The 14,115-nt window shown below is 66.8% G+C and carries 15 protein-coding genes; 8 read left to right on the forward strand and 7 right to left on the reverse strand.

Annotation, left to right across the window (positions count from 1 at the left end):
- The first annotated feature begins 107 nt into the window (after nucleotides 1-107).
- On the forward strand, nucleotides 108-1,331 hold the full coding sequence (gene agp, locus ACZK29_RS06630; protein ID WP_478446825.1) for a bifunctional glucose-1-phosphatase/inositol phosphatase: 1,224 nt from the start codon (nucleotides 108-110) through the stop codon (nucleotides 1,329-1,331).
- Nucleotides 1,332-1,340: 9 nt separating this feature from the next.
- On the opposite strand, the gene ACZK29_RS06635 is transcribed toward agp, so the two are convergent.
- Nucleotides 1,341-2,339, reverse strand: coding sequence for a polysaccharide lyase (locus tag ACZK29_RS06635; RefSeq protein WP_111203955.1), 999 nt, complete (start codon nucleotides 2,337-2,339; stop codon nucleotides 1,341-1,343).
- 213 nt (nucleotides 2,340-2,552) lie between these two features.
- Here ACZK29_RS06635 and ACZK29_RS06640 point away from each other — a divergent pair, with 213 nt between their 5' ends.
- Nucleotides 2,553-2,789, forward strand: coding sequence for a hypothetical protein (locus ACZK29_RS06640; RefSeq protein ID WP_111203954.1), 237 nt, complete (start codon nucleotides 2,553-2,555; stop codon nucleotides 2,787-2,789).
- Between the two features lie 89 nt (nucleotides 2,790-2,878).
- Here the strand turns inward: ACZK29_RS06640 and ACZK29_RS06645 are convergent, their stop codons facing one another.
- Nucleotides 2,879-4,687 (reverse strand): DUF885 domain-containing protein, encoded by a 1,809-nt coding sequence (locus tag ACZK29_RS06645; protein WP_111203953.1) that lies wholly within the window; start codon nucleotides 4,685-4,687, stop codon nucleotides 2,879-2,881.
- A gap of 112 nt (nucleotides 4,688-4,799) precedes the next feature.
- Between ACZK29_RS06645 and ACZK29_RS06650 the strand changes: the two genes are divergently transcribed.
- Together ACZK29_RS06650 and ACZK29_RS06655 are read left to right on the forward strand one after the other, a co-directional pair.
- Nucleotides 4,800-5,156 carry a GFA family protein gene (locus tag ACZK29_RS06650; protein ID WP_459047471.1) on the forward strand — a complete coding sequence of 119 codons (357 nt, stop codon included), beginning with the start codon at nucleotides 4,800-4,802 and terminating at the stop codon, nucleotides 5,154-5,156.
- A 23-nt stretch (nucleotides 5,157-5,179) separates the two neighbouring features.
- Complete coding sequence (locus ACZK29_RS06655) at nucleotides 5,180-5,953, forward strand: DUF4349 domain-containing protein (protein WP_111203951.1); 774 nt, start codon at nucleotides 5,180-5,182, stop codon at nucleotides 5,951-5,953.
- Between the two features lie 77 nt (nucleotides 5,954-6,030).
- Here ACZK29_RS06655 and ACZK29_RS06660 read toward each other — a convergent pair whose 3' ends face one another.
- Nucleotides 6,031-6,324: a hypothetical protein gene (locus tag ACZK29_RS06660; RefSeq protein WP_106550374.1), complete on the reverse strand. Its 294-nt coding sequence runs from the start codon at nucleotides 6,322-6,324 to the stop codon at nucleotides 6,031-6,033.
- A gap of 69 nt (nucleotides 6,325-6,393) precedes the next feature.
- On the reverse strand, nucleotides 6,394-7,338 hold the full coding sequence (locus ACZK29_RS06665; protein ID WP_111203950.1) for a LysR substrate-binding domain-containing protein: 945 nt from the start codon (nucleotides 7,336-7,338) through the stop codon (nucleotides 6,394-6,396).
- Nucleotides 7,339-7,453: 115 nt separating this feature from the next.
- On the opposite strand from ACZK29_RS06665, the gene ACZK29_RS06670 reads away from it, so the two are divergent.
- On the forward strand, nucleotides 7,454-8,326 hold the full coding sequence (locus ACZK29_RS06670; RefSeq protein ID WP_111203949.1) for a DMT family transporter: 873 nt from the start codon (nucleotides 7,454-7,456) through the stop codon (nucleotides 8,324-8,326).
- 588 nt (nucleotides 8,327-8,914) lie between these two features.
- On the opposite strand, the gene ACZK29_RS06675 is transcribed toward ACZK29_RS06670, so the two are convergent.
- Nucleotides 8,915-9,817 (reverse strand): peptidylprolyl isomerase, encoded by a 903-nt coding sequence (locus ACZK29_RS06675; protein ID WP_111203948.1) that lies wholly within the window; start codon nucleotides 9,815-9,817, stop codon nucleotides 8,915-8,917.
- 136 nt (nucleotides 9,818-9,953) lie between these two features.
- Here ACZK29_RS06675 and ACZK29_RS06680 point away from each other — a divergent pair, with 136 nt between their 5' ends.
- A complete protein-coding gene (locus tag ACZK29_RS06680) occupies nucleotides 9,954-10,319 on the forward strand; it encodes a PadR family transcriptional regulator (protein WP_049411468.1) in 366 nt (121 codons plus the stop codon).
- Nucleotides 10,316-11,305 carry a sensor domain-containing protein gene (locus ACZK29_RS06685; protein WP_111203947.1) on the forward strand — a complete coding sequence of 330 codons (990 nt, stop codon included), beginning with the start codon at nucleotides 10,316-10,318 and terminating at the stop codon, nucleotides 11,303-11,305. The genes ACZK29_RS06680 and ACZK29_RS06685 overlap by 4 nt, the downstream gene beginning before the upstream one ends.
- Before the next feature lie 135 nt (nucleotides 11,306-11,440).
- Here the strand turns inward: ACZK29_RS06685 and ACZK29_RS06690 are convergent, their stop codons facing one another.
- Together ACZK29_RS06690 and ACZK29_RS06695 are read right to left on the reverse strand one after the other, a co-directional pair.
- Entirely contained in the window at nucleotides 11,441-12,748 is a 1,308-nt protein-coding gene (locus tag ACZK29_RS06690) for a polyhydroxyalkanoate depolymerase (protein WP_111203946.1), read from the reverse strand.
- 93 nt (nucleotides 12,749-12,841) lie between these two features.
- Nucleotides 12,842-13,432, reverse strand: a complete 591-nt coding sequence (locus ACZK29_RS06695; protein ID WP_099485259.1) for a class I SAM-dependent DNA methyltransferase — start codon at nucleotides 13,430-13,432, stop codon at nucleotides 12,842-12,844.
- 149 nt (nucleotides 13,433-13,581) lie between these two features.
- Between ACZK29_RS06695 and ACZK29_RS06700 the strand changes: the two genes are divergently transcribed.
- The gene (locus ACZK29_RS06700) at nucleotides 13,582-14,037 is read left to right on the forward strand and encodes a CopD family protein (RefSeq protein ID WP_049464381.1); all 456 of its coding nucleotides are present in this window, start codon (nucleotides 13,582-13,584) and stop codon (nucleotides 14,035-14,037) included.
- Nucleotides 14,038-14,115: the final 78 nt, after the last annotated feature.

The raw sequence follows: 14,115 nt of genomic DNA on the forward strand, positions 1-14,115 counted from the left end.
CAGAGTCCTCTCTGCGAGAGGGATCCGACCCCGATCCCGTATCCCTTGGGGTCAGAGCCCTTTGCGAAGGAAAGGGCTCTGACCCCAGTGTGCTTCTGGAGACCTGCATGATCCTCCCCCTACGCTCCCTGTTGCTGGCGATCGCGCTGGGTATGAGCACTGCAACCGCAACGGCCGCACCCGCCGCAGACGAACAGCTTGAGCAGGTCATCCTGCTCAGCCGCCACAACCTGCGCGCGCCGGTGGTGGCCTCCGGCGCGCTCGCCAACGCGACACCGGAACCCTGGCCGCGCTGGGAGGTGGCACCGGGCGAACTGACCACCAAGGGCGGCGTGCTGGAGGTCTACATGGGCCGCTACATCGCCCAATGGCTGCGCCAGGCACAGTTGCTGCCGGCAACAGGCTGCCCGCAGCCGGGCGACTTCCACGCCCATGCCAACAGTGTGCAGCGTACCCAGGCCACCGCACAGTTCTTCGTTGCCGGTGCCTTCCCCGGCTGCCATGTTGCGGTCGAGCAGCGCATGCCGCTGGGCACGATGGATCCGTTGTTCAATCCGGTGATCCACAACCGAGACACGGTCTTCCGCGAGCGCGCGCTGTCGGCAATGCAGCAAGCGCTGACCGACGTGGACCTGGCGCCGGCACTGGCGGTGGTGGAGGCGGTCACCCGCTACCCGGAGTCGGCGGCGTGTACCGGCCGCGGCGACTGCCGTCTGACGCTGGCCGATACCACCTTCAGTGCGGAGCCGGGCAACGAGCCTCGCGCTTCGGGTTCGCTCGCGCTGGCCAGCGGGGTGGTGGATGCGCTGCTGATGGAGCACTACCAGGAAAGTGGCATTCCGCGCGAAGGCTGGGGCCGCTTGAACAACGAGGCGCAATGGCAGGCGCTTGCGCAGATCCGCAATCGCTACCAGGACATCCTGTTCGGAACGCCCGAAGTGGCGCGGGACGTGGCCACACCGCTGCTGGCACGGGTAGACGCGCTGTTCAAGGATCCGGCGTCACCGAAGGTGACCCTGCTGGTCGGTCACGATTCCAACATCGGCTCCGTGCTGGCGGCGTTGGGAATCGGTGACTACACGCTGCCGGGCCAGTACGAGAAGACGCCGATCGGAGGCCTGCTGCAGTTCGAGCGCTGGCGCGAGCGTCGCAGTGGCCTGGAGCGTTTCCGCATGTCCTACGTCTATCCCACCACCGGGCAGCTGCGCGACGCGCTGCCGCTGACCGGGGTGCAGCCGCCGGGCCGCGTCGTACTGTCCTTGCCGGGCTGTAATGCACAGGGCTGCAGCAGCGCGCAGTTCCAGCAGCTGCTGCAGCGGACGATGCGCTGAGGCACGCGGCTAGCGCACGGGCGTGCGCACGATGCCGTGCGCGGCCATCAGCGTAAGGTCGCCACCCAGCCGCGGTGAGTGGAACGGTCCGCGTGCATGTGCGGCATCGAACAGGCCGCCATCCGGTGAGCGCAGCCGATAGAACTCGACCCAGCCGCTGACCTTCAGTGGCAGCTGTGCGACGCCGGTGCGTTGGTTGAACCACGCGGGGTCGTTGCTTCCACCGATCACCCGGCGCGCCAGGCGGTCGATGGCGTGATCGCGGCTGGCGTACCAGTCCTGTCCGCGCAGCCGCGCCAGTTCGGCCATCATCACCAGTGGCGCCAGCGCGTAGTCGTGGTAGTGCAGGGCCCGTTGCCCGCGCGCCATCTCCAGCGGCAGGCTGCCATCGTCCTGGATGTCATCGATGCCCTTCTGGAAGGCGGCGCGGCCGGCCTGCCACAGGGCGTCGTCGTCGGTGGCCAGGCCGGTCGCCAACACGCCCAGGCCTCCCCAGTAGTAGTGGTTGTTGCGGCGCCGTTTCGGGTTGTCCCAGTACACCAGGTTGGCCCGTGCCAGCTGCTGCAGCCAGGGGTCGATGCGCGCACGCTGGCGGCCATCGGCCTGGCCGTGCACTTTCAGGTAGGCCATGGCCACTGCATCAAGCATCCACTGCCGCATGTAGAACGACTGATCGTTGTTGACCCGGATCATCTGCCCGAGCATGGCGCCATCGTCGGCCCACGCGCCCAGCCAGCGCAGCGTGCACTGCGCCGCTGCCGGGTCACCGTTGCGCAGATAGTCGTCGCTCATGCGCGCCACGTCAGCGGCATAGCGGTCCAGCGGCGCAGTGGCGTCCTTGTTCTGCTGGTGCAGTGCCGGGTCGATCACCGAGCCGACCTTGTCGGTGTAGTAGCCAAGAGCGCGGATGTCCGGCTGGCCGGGCGGCGGCGGGGGGCAGGCGGCGAAGGCACAGGCGCTGGCCAACAGTGCGGGCAGCAGTGCAAGACGGAGTAGAGGGAGAGACATGGACGCCGGTGGAAGGGGGGAACCCGGCGAACGATGCGCCCGGAGTCGTTCGCCAGGTGTGAGGTCACGCACGCCCGATGTGCAACTGTTCAGGACCGTGGAGGCTCCAGCGTGGCGGGAAGGATGCGTTGCCCCGTAGGCGACGCGTGCCCTTCTGGACAGCGGGGGGGCCGATGTAGTCTGCGGGTGGTTCACCTACTCCGGAGATCGACCATGAAAATCACAGACTTCCTCGTGATGGATCACTATGGCGACCAGATTGACGCCGATCCCCATGGCAACAACATTGCATTCTGCTGTTTCGACTGCGGGCATCCCATACTGGCCGTCGCGCTGGAGAACCAGCGTGGGTTTGATGAAATGCATCCGGCGGCATGCCGGGGCTGCAAGGCGAAATACTTTCTTGATATCCGCAGCCATGCCGGGAAGCTGTACATACACCGGATGTGAGGCAGTCGGGCGCTTCAAACGAGAACGGCCCGGGAAGCCCGGGCCGTGAGGTACTGCCAGACCCGCGGGGCATTCAGCCCCGCGCCCGATCACTCGATCGGCTGGTCCAGCATCAGCTGGCGTGCGAAACGCACCGGCGGTGCGCCGTAGGACAGTACCTGGTCGTGGTACGCCTTCAGGTTGAACTTGTCGCCCAGCTTCTCCTGCACCGCCTTGCGGGTGTCGAAGTGTTCCTGCGCACCGACGAAGTAGGTCGGCAGCTGCGCCGAGGTCAGCTGCGCGCGCACCCACTTGCCCGAGGCTTCGCTTTCCTGCTGGAACGCGTCGTGGGTCATCAGGTGCATCGCCTTTTCGCGATCCCAGTTGTCCACGTGCACGCCCTGGTCGAGGATCGCGTTGGAGATCGTGCGCAGGTAGAACTTCAGCTGCACCAGGTGGAACAGCGGATCGTTGTTGAGGTAGCCCTGCTCCTGCATCATGCGCTCGGTGTAGACCGCCCAGCCTTCGGCGAACAGGCCCGAACGCAGTACCGCACGCAGGGTGGAGGGGAACTTGGCCGAGTGCCAGCCTTCCAGGTAATGGCCCGGAGTACCTTCATGGATGCTGAGCAGGTGGATCATGCGCGAGTTGTATTCACGCAGGAACGAGTCGACCTGCTTCTCGTTCCAGTCGTCCGGAATCGGCGACACGGCGTAGAAGGTCTTCAGGTTCTTGTCCAGCGGGCCCGGCGAATCGCAGTAGGCCACGGCCACGCCACGCTGGAATTCCGGCATCAGGATGATGTCCACCGGCGCGTCGGGCAGGGTCACCAGGTCGTGCTCGCGCACGAAGGCGGTGGACTGCTCCAGCGCGGCCTTGGCATCGTCGACCACCTTGTCGCGTGCCGGCTTGTCGGCGTAGGCCAGTTCCAGCGCGGCCTCGATCGCCTTCTGCTGCTGCTCGTCGGTCGGCTGGGCCGGCATCTCCGGCGCACCCGGCTTGTCCTTCAGCACGGTCTGCGCGATGCCGTACATGTCTTCGCGCACGCGCTTGAGTTCGGCACGTGCACGCTCACCGATCTCCTGGCGCGACAGCGACGAGCTCAGCGCGAACTTCAGCTTCTGGTCGTACTTTTCCGCACCGATGCGGAAATCACCCTTGGCGTTCGGCACCAGCGTCTTGTCCAGCCAGGTCTGCTGCTCGTCCACGGCCTTCTTCAGCCCGTCGATGGCAGCCTGCAGGCGCTGCTGGTCGGCCTGCGGCAGTTCACCGATGTGCGGGGTGATGAAGGTATCGACAATGCTGAGGATGCCCTTGTTCTGCTTGGCCACGGTCTCGGCATGGATCTTCGGCACGCGGGCCGGATCCAGGTTCTCGCGGGCCTGGGCGAAGATCGCCGGCAGCTTCTCCATGCGTGCGGTGGCCGACTTCAGGCGTTCCGGCAGCGGTGCGAATTCACGCGCCATCAGGCCGTAGATCGCGCTGCCGGCGATGCCGTTGTACAGCTGCGGGTCCCACTTGCCGGACTGCAGCACTTCGGCATTCCAGATTTCCGACTGCAGCTGGTTGCGCAGGATCGCCGCGTCCACCTGGTTCTCGCGGCCCAGCTTGGCCACCTCGATCTTGTCCAGCTCGCCCAGCAGCGCCTTGTAGGCGGCCACGGTCTTCTGCTGGCCGGCGGCGCTCAGGTCGTCCAGCTCGCTGTCGTAGCGATGGTCACCGATCTGGGTGGCACTGACTGGCGACAGCTGCATCCAGGTATCCAGCGCACGCTTGGACAGATCTGCGAAGGCGGCATCGACCGCCGCGTCGCCGGCCTGCTGGCTGGCGGTCGGGGTGGAAGCGTTGGTCGGGGCGTCGGCCGGCTGGCAACCGGCCAGGGCGGCGACCAGGGCAAGGGCAAGAAGATGCGGGCGCATCGGCGTTCCTGTACGGGGTCAAACCCCGAGCATAGGGCCCTGGAGCTGCTTTGTCCCCGTGCCATAGGATTACCATGGGCGCAGACACGGACCCTCCAGCGGAGCACAGGACATGGAATACCAGGGAAGCTGCCATTGCGGCAGGATCGCATTCACCGTACAGGCCGAGGCGCCGATCAGCGACGTCATCGACTGCAACTGCTCGATGTGCCGCCGTCGCGGCAGCCTGCTGTGGTTCGCCCCGCGCGAGGCGTTCCAGCTGACCACCGATCCGGCCGACGTGGCCACCTACCACTTCAACAAGGCCCACATCGACCATCACCACTGCCGCGAATGCGGCATCGCTCCCTACAGCGAAGCGGTCGACCCGCGCACCGGCACGCCGATGGTGGCGGTGAATGTGCGCTGTGTGCCTGCAGTGGATCTGGCCACGCTGGCGGTGAGTTCCTACGACGGAGCCGCACTGTGAGGCCGGTGTGCGCGTGGACGCGCATGGCAGCAATGCCGGTGCTGTTGCTGGCGCTGGCAGCGTGCGGAAAGCATGGCGACGTCGCGGCCGATGCCGGAGGCGGTGCCGAAGCCGCGGTCGCTTCGCCGGAAGGTGCGTTCCTGGCCTACGAGCATGACGTGCAGATACAGCTGGACGCTGCGCAGATCGCACCGCGCATCCAGCAGGTGGCGCTGGCCTGCCAAAGCGCGAAGTTCGGGGATTGTGCGGTGCTGCAGGTCGACCAGCGCAGTGGCGAGCAGCCCAGCGGCGAGGTCAAGGTACGCATCGCTCCGAAGGGTACCGAGCCGCTGATCGCGATGGCCGGTGAGGGCGGCACGCTGCAGTCGCGCAACACGCGCGCCGAGGACCTCGCGCAGGAAGTAGCGGACACCGCGCTGACCAAGTCCCGGCTGGAGAAGGAACACGCGCGGCTGCTGTCCTACCAGGACCGCAAGGACCTGAAGATCGAGGACCTGATGGCGATCACCACGCGGCTGTCGGAGATCGAGGCGGGCGTCGAGCAGGCCAACAAGGATGCCGCGCAGCAGCGCCGGCGCATCGATACCCAGCTGGTGACGATCCACTTCGACACCACCTCGGGGCAGCGCAGCCGCAGCGAGATCGGTGAGGCACTGAGCGAATCGGGCAGCATCCTCAGCACCAGTATCGCGTTCCTGATCCGTGCGGCGGCCGCATTGCTGCCGGTCGCGGTACTGGCGTTGATTGCAGGATGGGGCGTGCGGACGTGGTGGCGTCGCCGCCGTCGCGCGCCGTAATCGCGCACGGTCGCCGGGCATGGCCCGGCGCCACCGGAATTTGCAGAACGTAGCGCCGGGCCATGCCCGGCGGACAGTCATCCCTCGTCAGTCTCGTACTCGATGAACACATCGAGTTCCAGCGCCAGCTCCTGCACCGCGTCACGCACCTTCTGCGCGGTGCTTTCGTTGCCGACTTCCACTTCCAGTTCGTGGATGCCCGGACCGATGTCATCGGACAGTCCGGCCGAGCTGGAATCGTCGTCGTCCATGTGCGGCATCAGGTCGTCGGTTTCCTCGACATGCTCGATGCCCTCCAGGCCGAGCAGCAGATCGCTGATGGCGCGGGCGTCGTCTTCGGTTCCGGTGATGCGCAGTCGCAGCAGGCTCATGTCAGGGGCACGTGGGAGGGTTCGACTGCAGCCTAGCCAGCGCGAAGCAAAGAGCGGGTGAGGGCGCAGTCAGCCGCGCGTGGCCGGGCGCCCCAGCAGACTGTCCGGCAGCGCGGGAATCGGCGTGCGCTCGTCCTGCGCCTGCTCCAGCAGCCAGTCGATGAACAGGCGTGCCGCAGGGCTCGGCGGCTGCCCTTCGGCATGCACCACGTAGTAGGCGTAACGGGCCTTCAGCGCAGGGCCGGGCAGGCGCACCACTTCATAGCGCTGCAGGTAGGGCTGGGCGACGTGGGTGCGTGCCAGCACCGCGCCCATGCCGTACACCGCCGCACGCATCGCATCGGTGCTGTCGGCAAAGGTGTGCATCGGTGGCAGCGGTGAGGGCGGACGCACGCCGGCATGGCGGAACCAGTCGCGCCACCCCTGCGGCGACAGGTCGGTCAGCAGCGGCAGCTCGGCGATGCGCGCCGGGTCGTCCAGGGTTTCGACGCCGGCCAGCGCGGGTGAGGCCACCGGGAACAGATAGTCGTCCATCAGATGCTGCGCGCGCAGGCCGGGCCACTGGCCCAGTCCGTAGCGGATGCCGACCTCTGGGCCGTTGTCATCGTAGCGATCCAGTCCGCTGCCGGTGTGCAGCTCGATGCGGATATGCGGATGCGCCTGGGTGAAGCGCGGCAGGCGTGGCAACAGCCAGCAATAGGACAGCGAGCGCAGCGTGGTGATCCGCAGCGGCACGCTGTCGGCATCGGGGTGCAGATGGTGGGCAACCGCTGCGACGTCGGTGAACGCGGCGCTGGCGGCGTCGGCCAGCTGCCGGCCTTCGGCGGTCAGGCGCACGCCGCGGGCGTGGCGCAGGAACAGCCGGGTTTCCAGTACCTCTTCCAGGCGACGCACATGGTGACTGACCGCGCTGGCGGTCAGGTGCAGTTCCTGCGCGGCCTGGGCGAAGTTCTGATGGCGTGCGGCGACCGCGAACACGGCCAGTGCGGGGAGCAGGGAAGGGCGTAGCAGCATGTCGAGCCTCAAACCATATTTGTGGCTGACAGCGATACTACGCGCTTGTGCGGTGGACGTCTGCGCCCGATCCTGTCTGCCCTGGCGAGAAACAGACGATGGATGGAGGCAAGGCATGAATGCGGTCCCACAGGCGGTCGAGCGCGACTGGCGCACACCGCTGGAATTGACCCTGCTGGGCGCCATCTGGGGCTGCTCGTTCCTGTTCATGCGGGTGGCGGTGCCGTCGTTCGGCCCGTTCGCGCTGGTCGAGGTGCGGCTGGTGCTGGGCGCGCTGGTGCTGCTGCCGTTCCTGTGGCGCGCCCGCGCGCAGTTCCCGCCGCGGCGCTGGCTGTGGCTGGCGCCGATCGGCCTGATCAACTCGGCGTTGCCGTTCGTGCTGTTCGCCTATGCAGCGGAACAGGCGCCGGCGGCGATCGGCGCGATCTGCAATGCGATGACCGTGCTGTTCGCCGCGCTGATCGCCTTCCTGTTCTTCGGCGAGAAGATCGGCATGCGCCGCGCCGGTGCCTTGCTGGTTGGCTTCGCCGGCGTAGTGGTGCTGGCCACCGCCAAGGTGTCGGGCCTGAGCATCGGCACCGCGGTGCTGGCCGGGGCTGCTGCGTCGCTGCTGTACGGCCTGGGCGTAAACCTGGTGAAGCGGCACATGACCGGCCTGCCGTCGGCGGCGGCTGCGGCAGCCACGCTGTCGTGTGCCTCGCTGTGGATGCTGCCGATGGCGCTCAGCCACTGGCCACAGACGGCGATTCCGCTCAAGGCATGGGGTGCGGCAATCGCCTTGGGCGTGGCCTGTACCGGCCTGGCGTTCCTGATGTTCTATCGCCTGATCGGTCGTATCGGCCCGTCACGCGCATCGACGGTGACCTACCTGATTCCGCTGTTCGGCGCGGCGTTTGCGTGGTTGTTCCTGGGTGAGGCGGTGACGGTGCAGATGCTGATTGCCGGTGCGTTGATTCTGGGTAGTGTGGCGGTTAGCCAGAAGGGCTGAGGGTGCCGAAGCGCTGGTAGTGCCGGGCGCTGCCCGGCAGGTCTTTTCCGCGCCTGCGGAGAGGTGTCACTTTCTTTGCTCGTGCAAAGAAAGTAACCAAAGAAACACGCCGCCAGGTCGCGAGCCGCCGTGCTTCGCACGTCGGTCCCCTGCGCTTCTCGGTGAATCAGGGGACGGTGCCGAACTCGCTGCGCTCAGACATCGGCACCTCTTCGCCCCTGATTCCCCTGCGATGCTCGGCTTGCTCAAGGCGGATTCAAGATCAAGGGCAGAAGCGGTCGCTTCGCTCGCCGGGCCTGGTCCGGCGCTACCCAATATCGTCGTGCAGCTGTGGCCTTTGATCTGGGTCCGCCTTGAGCGAGCCGAGCACCGCAGGTCCGGCGAGGGCGAAGAGGCGCGGGTGTTTGAGCGCAGCGAGTTCCCGCGCCGTCCCTCGACGGGCCGAGGAGCGCAGGGTACCGGTGCGCAGCGCCGGCTCGCGGCCGGCGGAACGTTTCTTTTGGTTACTTTTCTTTGCGTACAAAGAAAAGTAACGTCCATGAACAGTGAAGCACCTTCAGCACGCGCCACGTGCAGGAAGCCAGGCTCCTACCGCACCGGCACCGGGATATTGCAGAGATCGATATGCCCCGCCGGGCGCTTGTAGAAATCATCCACGCGATTGCGTCGCGCCTCTACCGTATCGGCGAAGGTCTTCGAATCGGTACGCAGTACCTGGATCGGCGTGCGCTCGGCCGCTGGCACGTCGCTGGCACGGCGGATCGACACGATCGGCGTGCGCAGCTTCGGGTCGGTGTAGAAGCCCATCGGCGCCGGTCCGCGCGGGATCGCGCTGAGCAGCTCCATGCCCTTCAGCACGCGGCCGACCAAGGTGATGTTGCGGTCCAGCTGGCGCGGCGACTGGCCGGTCACCACGTACAGTTCGGCGCCGATGCTGCTGTCTTCTTCATTGCTGCGGCCGGCGCCGAGCATCCCGTAACAATGCGCCAGCCAGGCCTTGCCGGCCTGCGGATCCTGGCCGACCGGGAAGCCGTCGACGAAACCAGTCTGCGCGGCCCAGCCATCGCGGTCCGGCAGCACGCTGACCTTCAGGCCGGCGCTTGCGCGTTCGAACTCAGCCGGCAGCTTGCGCACCGCACTGCCGAACGGCTTGGCCTTGGCCGCGTCATCGGCGTCGGCATCGCCGAACTGCACCACGAAGTTGTCCTGCGAGCGGTAGATGCTGGTGCCGTCCCAGAAGTGCTCGTGGGCGAAGGTCTGGATGTTGGCGACATGGCGCGGGGCGAACTGCGGCGCCAGCTCAATGATCACCCGCCCCGCCGGTAGGTCCATGTACAGCAGGTTGGCCGGGTCCGGCGTGCGCCAGTCGCTGGCGGCCGAGGCGTCGAGGATCTGCTGCGGGCTGCGGTACGGGGTGGCCGCGCTGGCCAGCGAGGGCAGCAGGCAGGCCAGGGCGACGGCGGTCAGGGCAAGGCGACGACGGTGCGGCATGGGAACCCCGGAACATGAACGAGGGTTCGATTCTGCGTGAGCGCACCGGTCTCGCCAACCGGCACGATGACTAACGACACATTCGCTATACCGAACTTCGCACTACTGTGGACTTCAACGTAGTGGAGGGCCGGTCATGGTCGAAGACGATGTCCACCTGAAGAAGTTCCAGAAGGAGCTGAGCGCCGGAACGGTGTCGCTGGCCCTGCTGGCGGTGCTGGCCCGGGCCGGGGAGCCGCTGTACGGCTACCTGATCGCCAAGGAGCTGGAGCGCGTGGGCGAGGGCGTACTGAGCGGCAAGCAGAGCGCGCTGTACCCGGTGCTGCGCAACCTGGAAGGCGCCGGCCTGCTGGAAAGCCATGTGGAGCCGTCCAGCAGCGGGCCGCCGCGACGCTACTACCGCATCAATGAACGTGGCCGTGACGTGCTGGCGCAGTGGCGCCAGGCCTGGCAGGCCACCCGCGATTCCGTCGATTCCGTGTTGGAGGGGGTACCGCAATGAACGACCCGAACCTGGCAGGCCGCGCCCTGCCGACCACCATCCCGCAGTACCTGGCGCAGCTGCGCGCGGCGCTGGAAGACGCCGACCCGGCGATGGTGCAGGACGCGCTGTACGACGCCGAGGAGTACCTGCGCTCGGAGCTGGCCGCGCAGCCCGGTCGCAGCGAGGCCGAGGTGATCGCCGACGTGGCCGGCAGCTACGGTGCGCCGGATGAAGTGGCCGAGATCTACCGCGAGACCGAAGTGACGGTGAACCGCGCGCTGCGTACGCCGCGTGCGGATACCGCGCCGGTACTGCGTGCGGCGGCCGAAGCCAGTGGCGTCGAGCCGGCCGCACCGCCGCCGGCGCCGGTGCAACGCTCGCTGCTGGCGCGCTTCTTTGGCGTGGTGGCCGATCCGCATACCTACGGTGCGCTGTTCTACATGCTGCTGTCGCTGGCCACCGGCATCTTCTTCTTCACCTGGGTGGTGACCGGCCTGTCGCTGTCGCTGGGCCTGCTGATCCTGATCGTGGGCATTCCGCTGACCGTGCTGTTCTTCGGCTCGGTGCGCGGGCTGGCGCTGCTGGAAGGGCGGCTGGTGGAAGCGCTGCTGGGCGAGCGCATGCCGCGCCGTCCGCGTTACACCGACCGCAGCCGCAGCTGGCTGCAGCGCATCGGCGACATGTTCACCGATGGCCGCACCTGGCTGACGCTGCTGTACTTCGTGCTGATGCTGCCGCTGGGCGTCATCTACTTCACCATTGCTGTGACGCTGCTGTCGCTGTCGCTGGGACTGATCTGGGCGCCGGTCGCGGCGATCTTCAGTGGCGAGATTCCGGGCGTGTACGTCGATGGCGTGAATGTACTGCCGATGGCGGCATCGCCGCTGGTGGCGATCGCGGTCGCCGCGGTGGGCGTGCTGTTGCTGCTGTTGACGATGCATCTGGCGCGCGGCATCGGCAAGCTGCATGGGTTGATCGCCAAGAACCTGCTGGTGCGGTTGTAAGCAGGGGCCGACGCTCTGGTAGGTGCCAACCTTGGTTGGCACGATCCATCAGTTACCGGGATTCATGGTAAAGCGCCAACCAAGGTTGGCATCTACCAGGGCGTATCGACCAAGGTCGGCATCCACCACGGCGGTTTACCCCGCCTTTCGCCGCAGCGGAGTGACGTTGCTCTTCTTCCTGGTGGCCTTCGCCGCCGGTGCTTCGGCATGCGCTGCGAAGAAGTCGCGCACCTTCGGATACACCACTTCGCGCCAGCGGCGGCCGCTGAAGATGCCGTAGTGGCCGGCACCTTCCACGATGAAATGCTCGCGACGGTCAGCGCTGATGCCGGTGCACAATGCCTGCGCCGCTTCGGTCTGGCCGAGGCCGGCGATGTCGTCCAGCTCGCCTTCGATGCTCAGCAGCGCGGTATCGCGGATCGCCGACGGATCGACCTTCTCGCCGTTGACCACCCACTCGCCACGCGGCAGCAGGAAGTCCTGGAACACCACGGAAATGGTATCGAGGTAGTACTTGGCCGGCATGTCCAGCACGGCGTTGTACTCGTCGTAGAAACGACGGTGCGCGTCGGCGTCTTCCAGGTCGCCCTTGACCAGGTCGGTGTAGAAATCCCAGTGCGAGCTGAAATGACGGCTGGGGTTCATCGACAGGAAGCCGGCATGCTGCAGGAAGCCCGGATACACGCGACGGCCGGCGCCGGGATAGCTGGCCGGCACGGTGTGGATGACGTTGTTCTCGAACCACGACAGCGGGTTCTGCGTGGCCAGGTTGTTCACTGCGGTCGGGCTGCAGCGCGCATCGATCGGGCCACCCATCATCACCAGCGTGCGCGGCGTCGGCTCGCCACGGCTGGCCATCAGCGAAACCGCGGCCAGCACCGGTACGGTCGGCTGGCAGACGCTCACCACGTGCAGGCGCTCCACACCGAGGTGACGGATGAATTCCTGGATGTAGGCGATGTAGTCGTCCAGGCCGAATTCGCCTTCGCTGGCCGGCACCATGCGCGCATCCACCCAGTCGGTGACGTACACGCGGTGGTCGCGCAGCAGGGTGCGCACGGTATCGCGCAGCAGGGTGGCGTGGTGGCCGGACAGCGGCGCCACCACCAGCACGAACGGCTGGTTGAGCATGGTGTGCAGCTGGTCGGCTTCATTGCTGTGGCGCTTGAAGCGCAGCAGCTTGCAGAACGGCTTGCTCACTTCTTCGTGCACGACGATCGGCACGCGCTCGCCATCGACATCGATTTCGTTGATGCCCCATTCGGGCTTCTCGTAATCCTTGCCGATGCGATGGAACAACTCGTTGACCGCGGCCAGGCGATCGGCACCCGGCATCTGCGACCACCAGTGGCCCGGGTTGGCGAAGAATCTGGCGTTGGCCTGGGCCTGGTGCACCCAGGGGGCGAGCAGGTTGCGGGTCAGTTCGTGCAGTTGATAGAGCATGACGACCGAATATGTATGGTCATATGTTGCCGCGCAGCATATCCCATCCGGGTGTCCCGCAGGTTAAGTTGGCTGAAAATAATGAATCCGGATTCACATCCGTTCCAGCGCGGCCGCATCGCCTGCCAGCGCGGGGCCCAGCCAGCAGTGCGACCCTACCGGCTGCAGGCCATGCCGGCCCAGCGTGCGGCGGTACCAGCGCGCCGGGCGATCCTGGAAGCCGTCGTGGTCGCCCTCGAACGCGTCCTCGGCAGCGAAGGTTTCCAGGAAGGCTACCCCTCCGGTCAGTTCGGATAGTCCGGCCAGGCCGGCGCGCAGCTCGCGGTCGGGCACGTAGTGCATCACGTCCGAGCAGACCAGCAGGTCGACCGGAGCGCAGGGCCGCAGCCAGGCGAAATCGCCGAAGCTGGCCAGGTGCAGGTTGCGGGTCCTGCCGTAGCGGCGAACAGCGTACTCGCTGCTGTCGAAGCCCAGGTATTCGACCTTCGGACGCAGCTTCAGCAGCGGTGCGCGCCAGGCGCCTTCGCCGCAGCCGATGTCCAGCACGCTGCGGATCGGTCGTTCCAGGTAGTACTCGGCACTGGCCACGGCCAGGGCGACCTTTCGCGCCAGGCGGGCGCTGCCGCCGATGTCGGCACGGCGGTACCAGCGTTGGAAATAGGCGGCGTCGTAGGTCTTGTCCATGGGGCGGTGCGCGATCGGGGAAAACGGCGCCTATCGTACGGTGTTGCGACGCGCCATGCGTCGATGTGTCGCGGCGTACGTGCCTGCGGCGGCTTCGCCACGGCATGCGAGAATGGCCGCCAATCTACGCCAGCCGCCGGAGCGAGCGCATGCAGAGCTACTACTGGGTCAAGACCTTCCACATCGTGTTCGTGGTGGCGTGGATGGCCACGGTGTTCTACCTGCCGCGCATCCTGGTGAACCTGGCCGAGACCGCTGGCCAGCCGGCCGTGACCGAGCGTCTGCAGCTGATGGGGCTGCGCCTGTACCGCTTCGGTCATTCGATGTTCGGCCTGGCCTTCCTGCTGGGCCTGGTGCTGTGGCTGGGCTACAAGGTGATCCCCGATTTCCCGACCATGGTCGCGCCTGGTGGCGCCGGCTGGCTGCACGCCAAGCTGGGCCTGGTGGTGCTGCTGCTGGTCTATTTCGGCTGGACCGGTCGCCTGCTGAAGGGCGTGGCCAAGGGCCGCGCGCTGCCGTCCTCGCGCGCGCTGCGCTGGATCAACGAGATTCCGCTGCTGGCGTTCATTCCGATCGTGTGGCTGGTGCTGGCCAAGCCGTTCTGACCCAACCGGTAGATCCACGCCACGCGTGGACACGCCCGGTAGATCCACGCCATGCGTGGATGCCGTGAGGGCACAAAC

It is taken from the genome of Stenotrophomonas sp. 89682_Sma, from assembly GCF_056481405.1.

Bases quoted from the DNA above. Each gene is read 5' to 3' on its own strand.
- agp (WP_478446825.1), top strand. From the start codon at position 108: ATGATCCTCCCCCTACGCTCCCTGTTGCTGGCGATCGCGCTGGGTATG.
- ACZK29_RS06635 (WP_111203955.1), bottom strand. From the start codon at position 2,339: ATGTCTCTCCCTCTACTCCGTCTTGCACTGCTGCCCGCACTGTTGGCC.
- ACZK29_RS06640 (WP_111203954.1), top strand. From the start codon at position 2,553: ATGAAAATCACAGACTTCCTCGTGATGGATCACTATGGCGACCAGATT.
- ACZK29_RS06645 (WP_111203953.1), bottom strand. From the start codon at position 4,687: ATGCGCCCGCATCTTCTTGCCCTTGCCCTGGTCGCCGCCCTGGCCGGT.
- ACZK29_RS06650 (WP_459047471.1), top strand. From the start codon at position 4,800: ATGGAATACCAGGGAAGCTGCCATTGCGGCAGGATCGCATTCACCGTA.
- ACZK29_RS06655 (WP_111203951.1), top strand. From the start codon at position 5,180: ATGGCAGCAATGCCGGTGCTGTTGCTGGCGCTGGCAGCGTGCGGAAAG.
- ACZK29_RS06660 (WP_106550374.1), bottom strand. From the start codon at position 6,324: ATGAGCCTGCTGCGACTGCGCATCACCGGAACCGAAGACGACGCCCGC.
- ACZK29_RS06665 (WP_111203950.1), bottom strand. From the start codon at position 7,338: ATGCTGCTACGCCCTTCCCTGCTCCCCGCACTGGCCGTGTTCGCGGTC.
- ACZK29_RS06670 (WP_111203949.1), top strand. From the start codon at position 7,454: ATGAATGCGGTCCCACAGGCGGTCGAGCGCGACTGGCGCACACCGCTG.
- ACZK29_RS06675 (WP_111203948.1), bottom strand. From the start codon at position 9,817: ATGCCGCACCGTCGTCGCCTTGCCCTGACCGCCGTCGCCCTGGCCTGC.
- ACZK29_RS06680 (WP_049411468.1), top strand. From the start codon at position 9,954: ATGGTCGAAGACGATGTCCACCTGAAGAAGTTCCAGAAGGAGCTGAGC.
- ACZK29_RS06685 (WP_111203947.1), top strand. From the start codon at position 10,316: ATGAACGACCCGAACCTGGCAGGCCGCGCCCTGCCGACCACCATCCCG.
- ACZK29_RS06690 (WP_111203946.1), bottom strand. From the start codon at position 12,748: ATGCTCTATCAACTGCACGAACTGACCCGCAACCTGCTCGCCCCCTGG.
- ACZK29_RS06695 (WP_099485259.1), bottom strand. From the start codon at position 13,432: ATGGACAAGACCTACGACGCCGCCTATTTCCAACGCTGGTACCGCCGT.
- ACZK29_RS06700 (WP_049464381.1), top strand. From the start codon at position 13,582: ATGCAGAGCTACTACTGGGTCAAGACCTTCCACATCGTGTTCGTGGTG.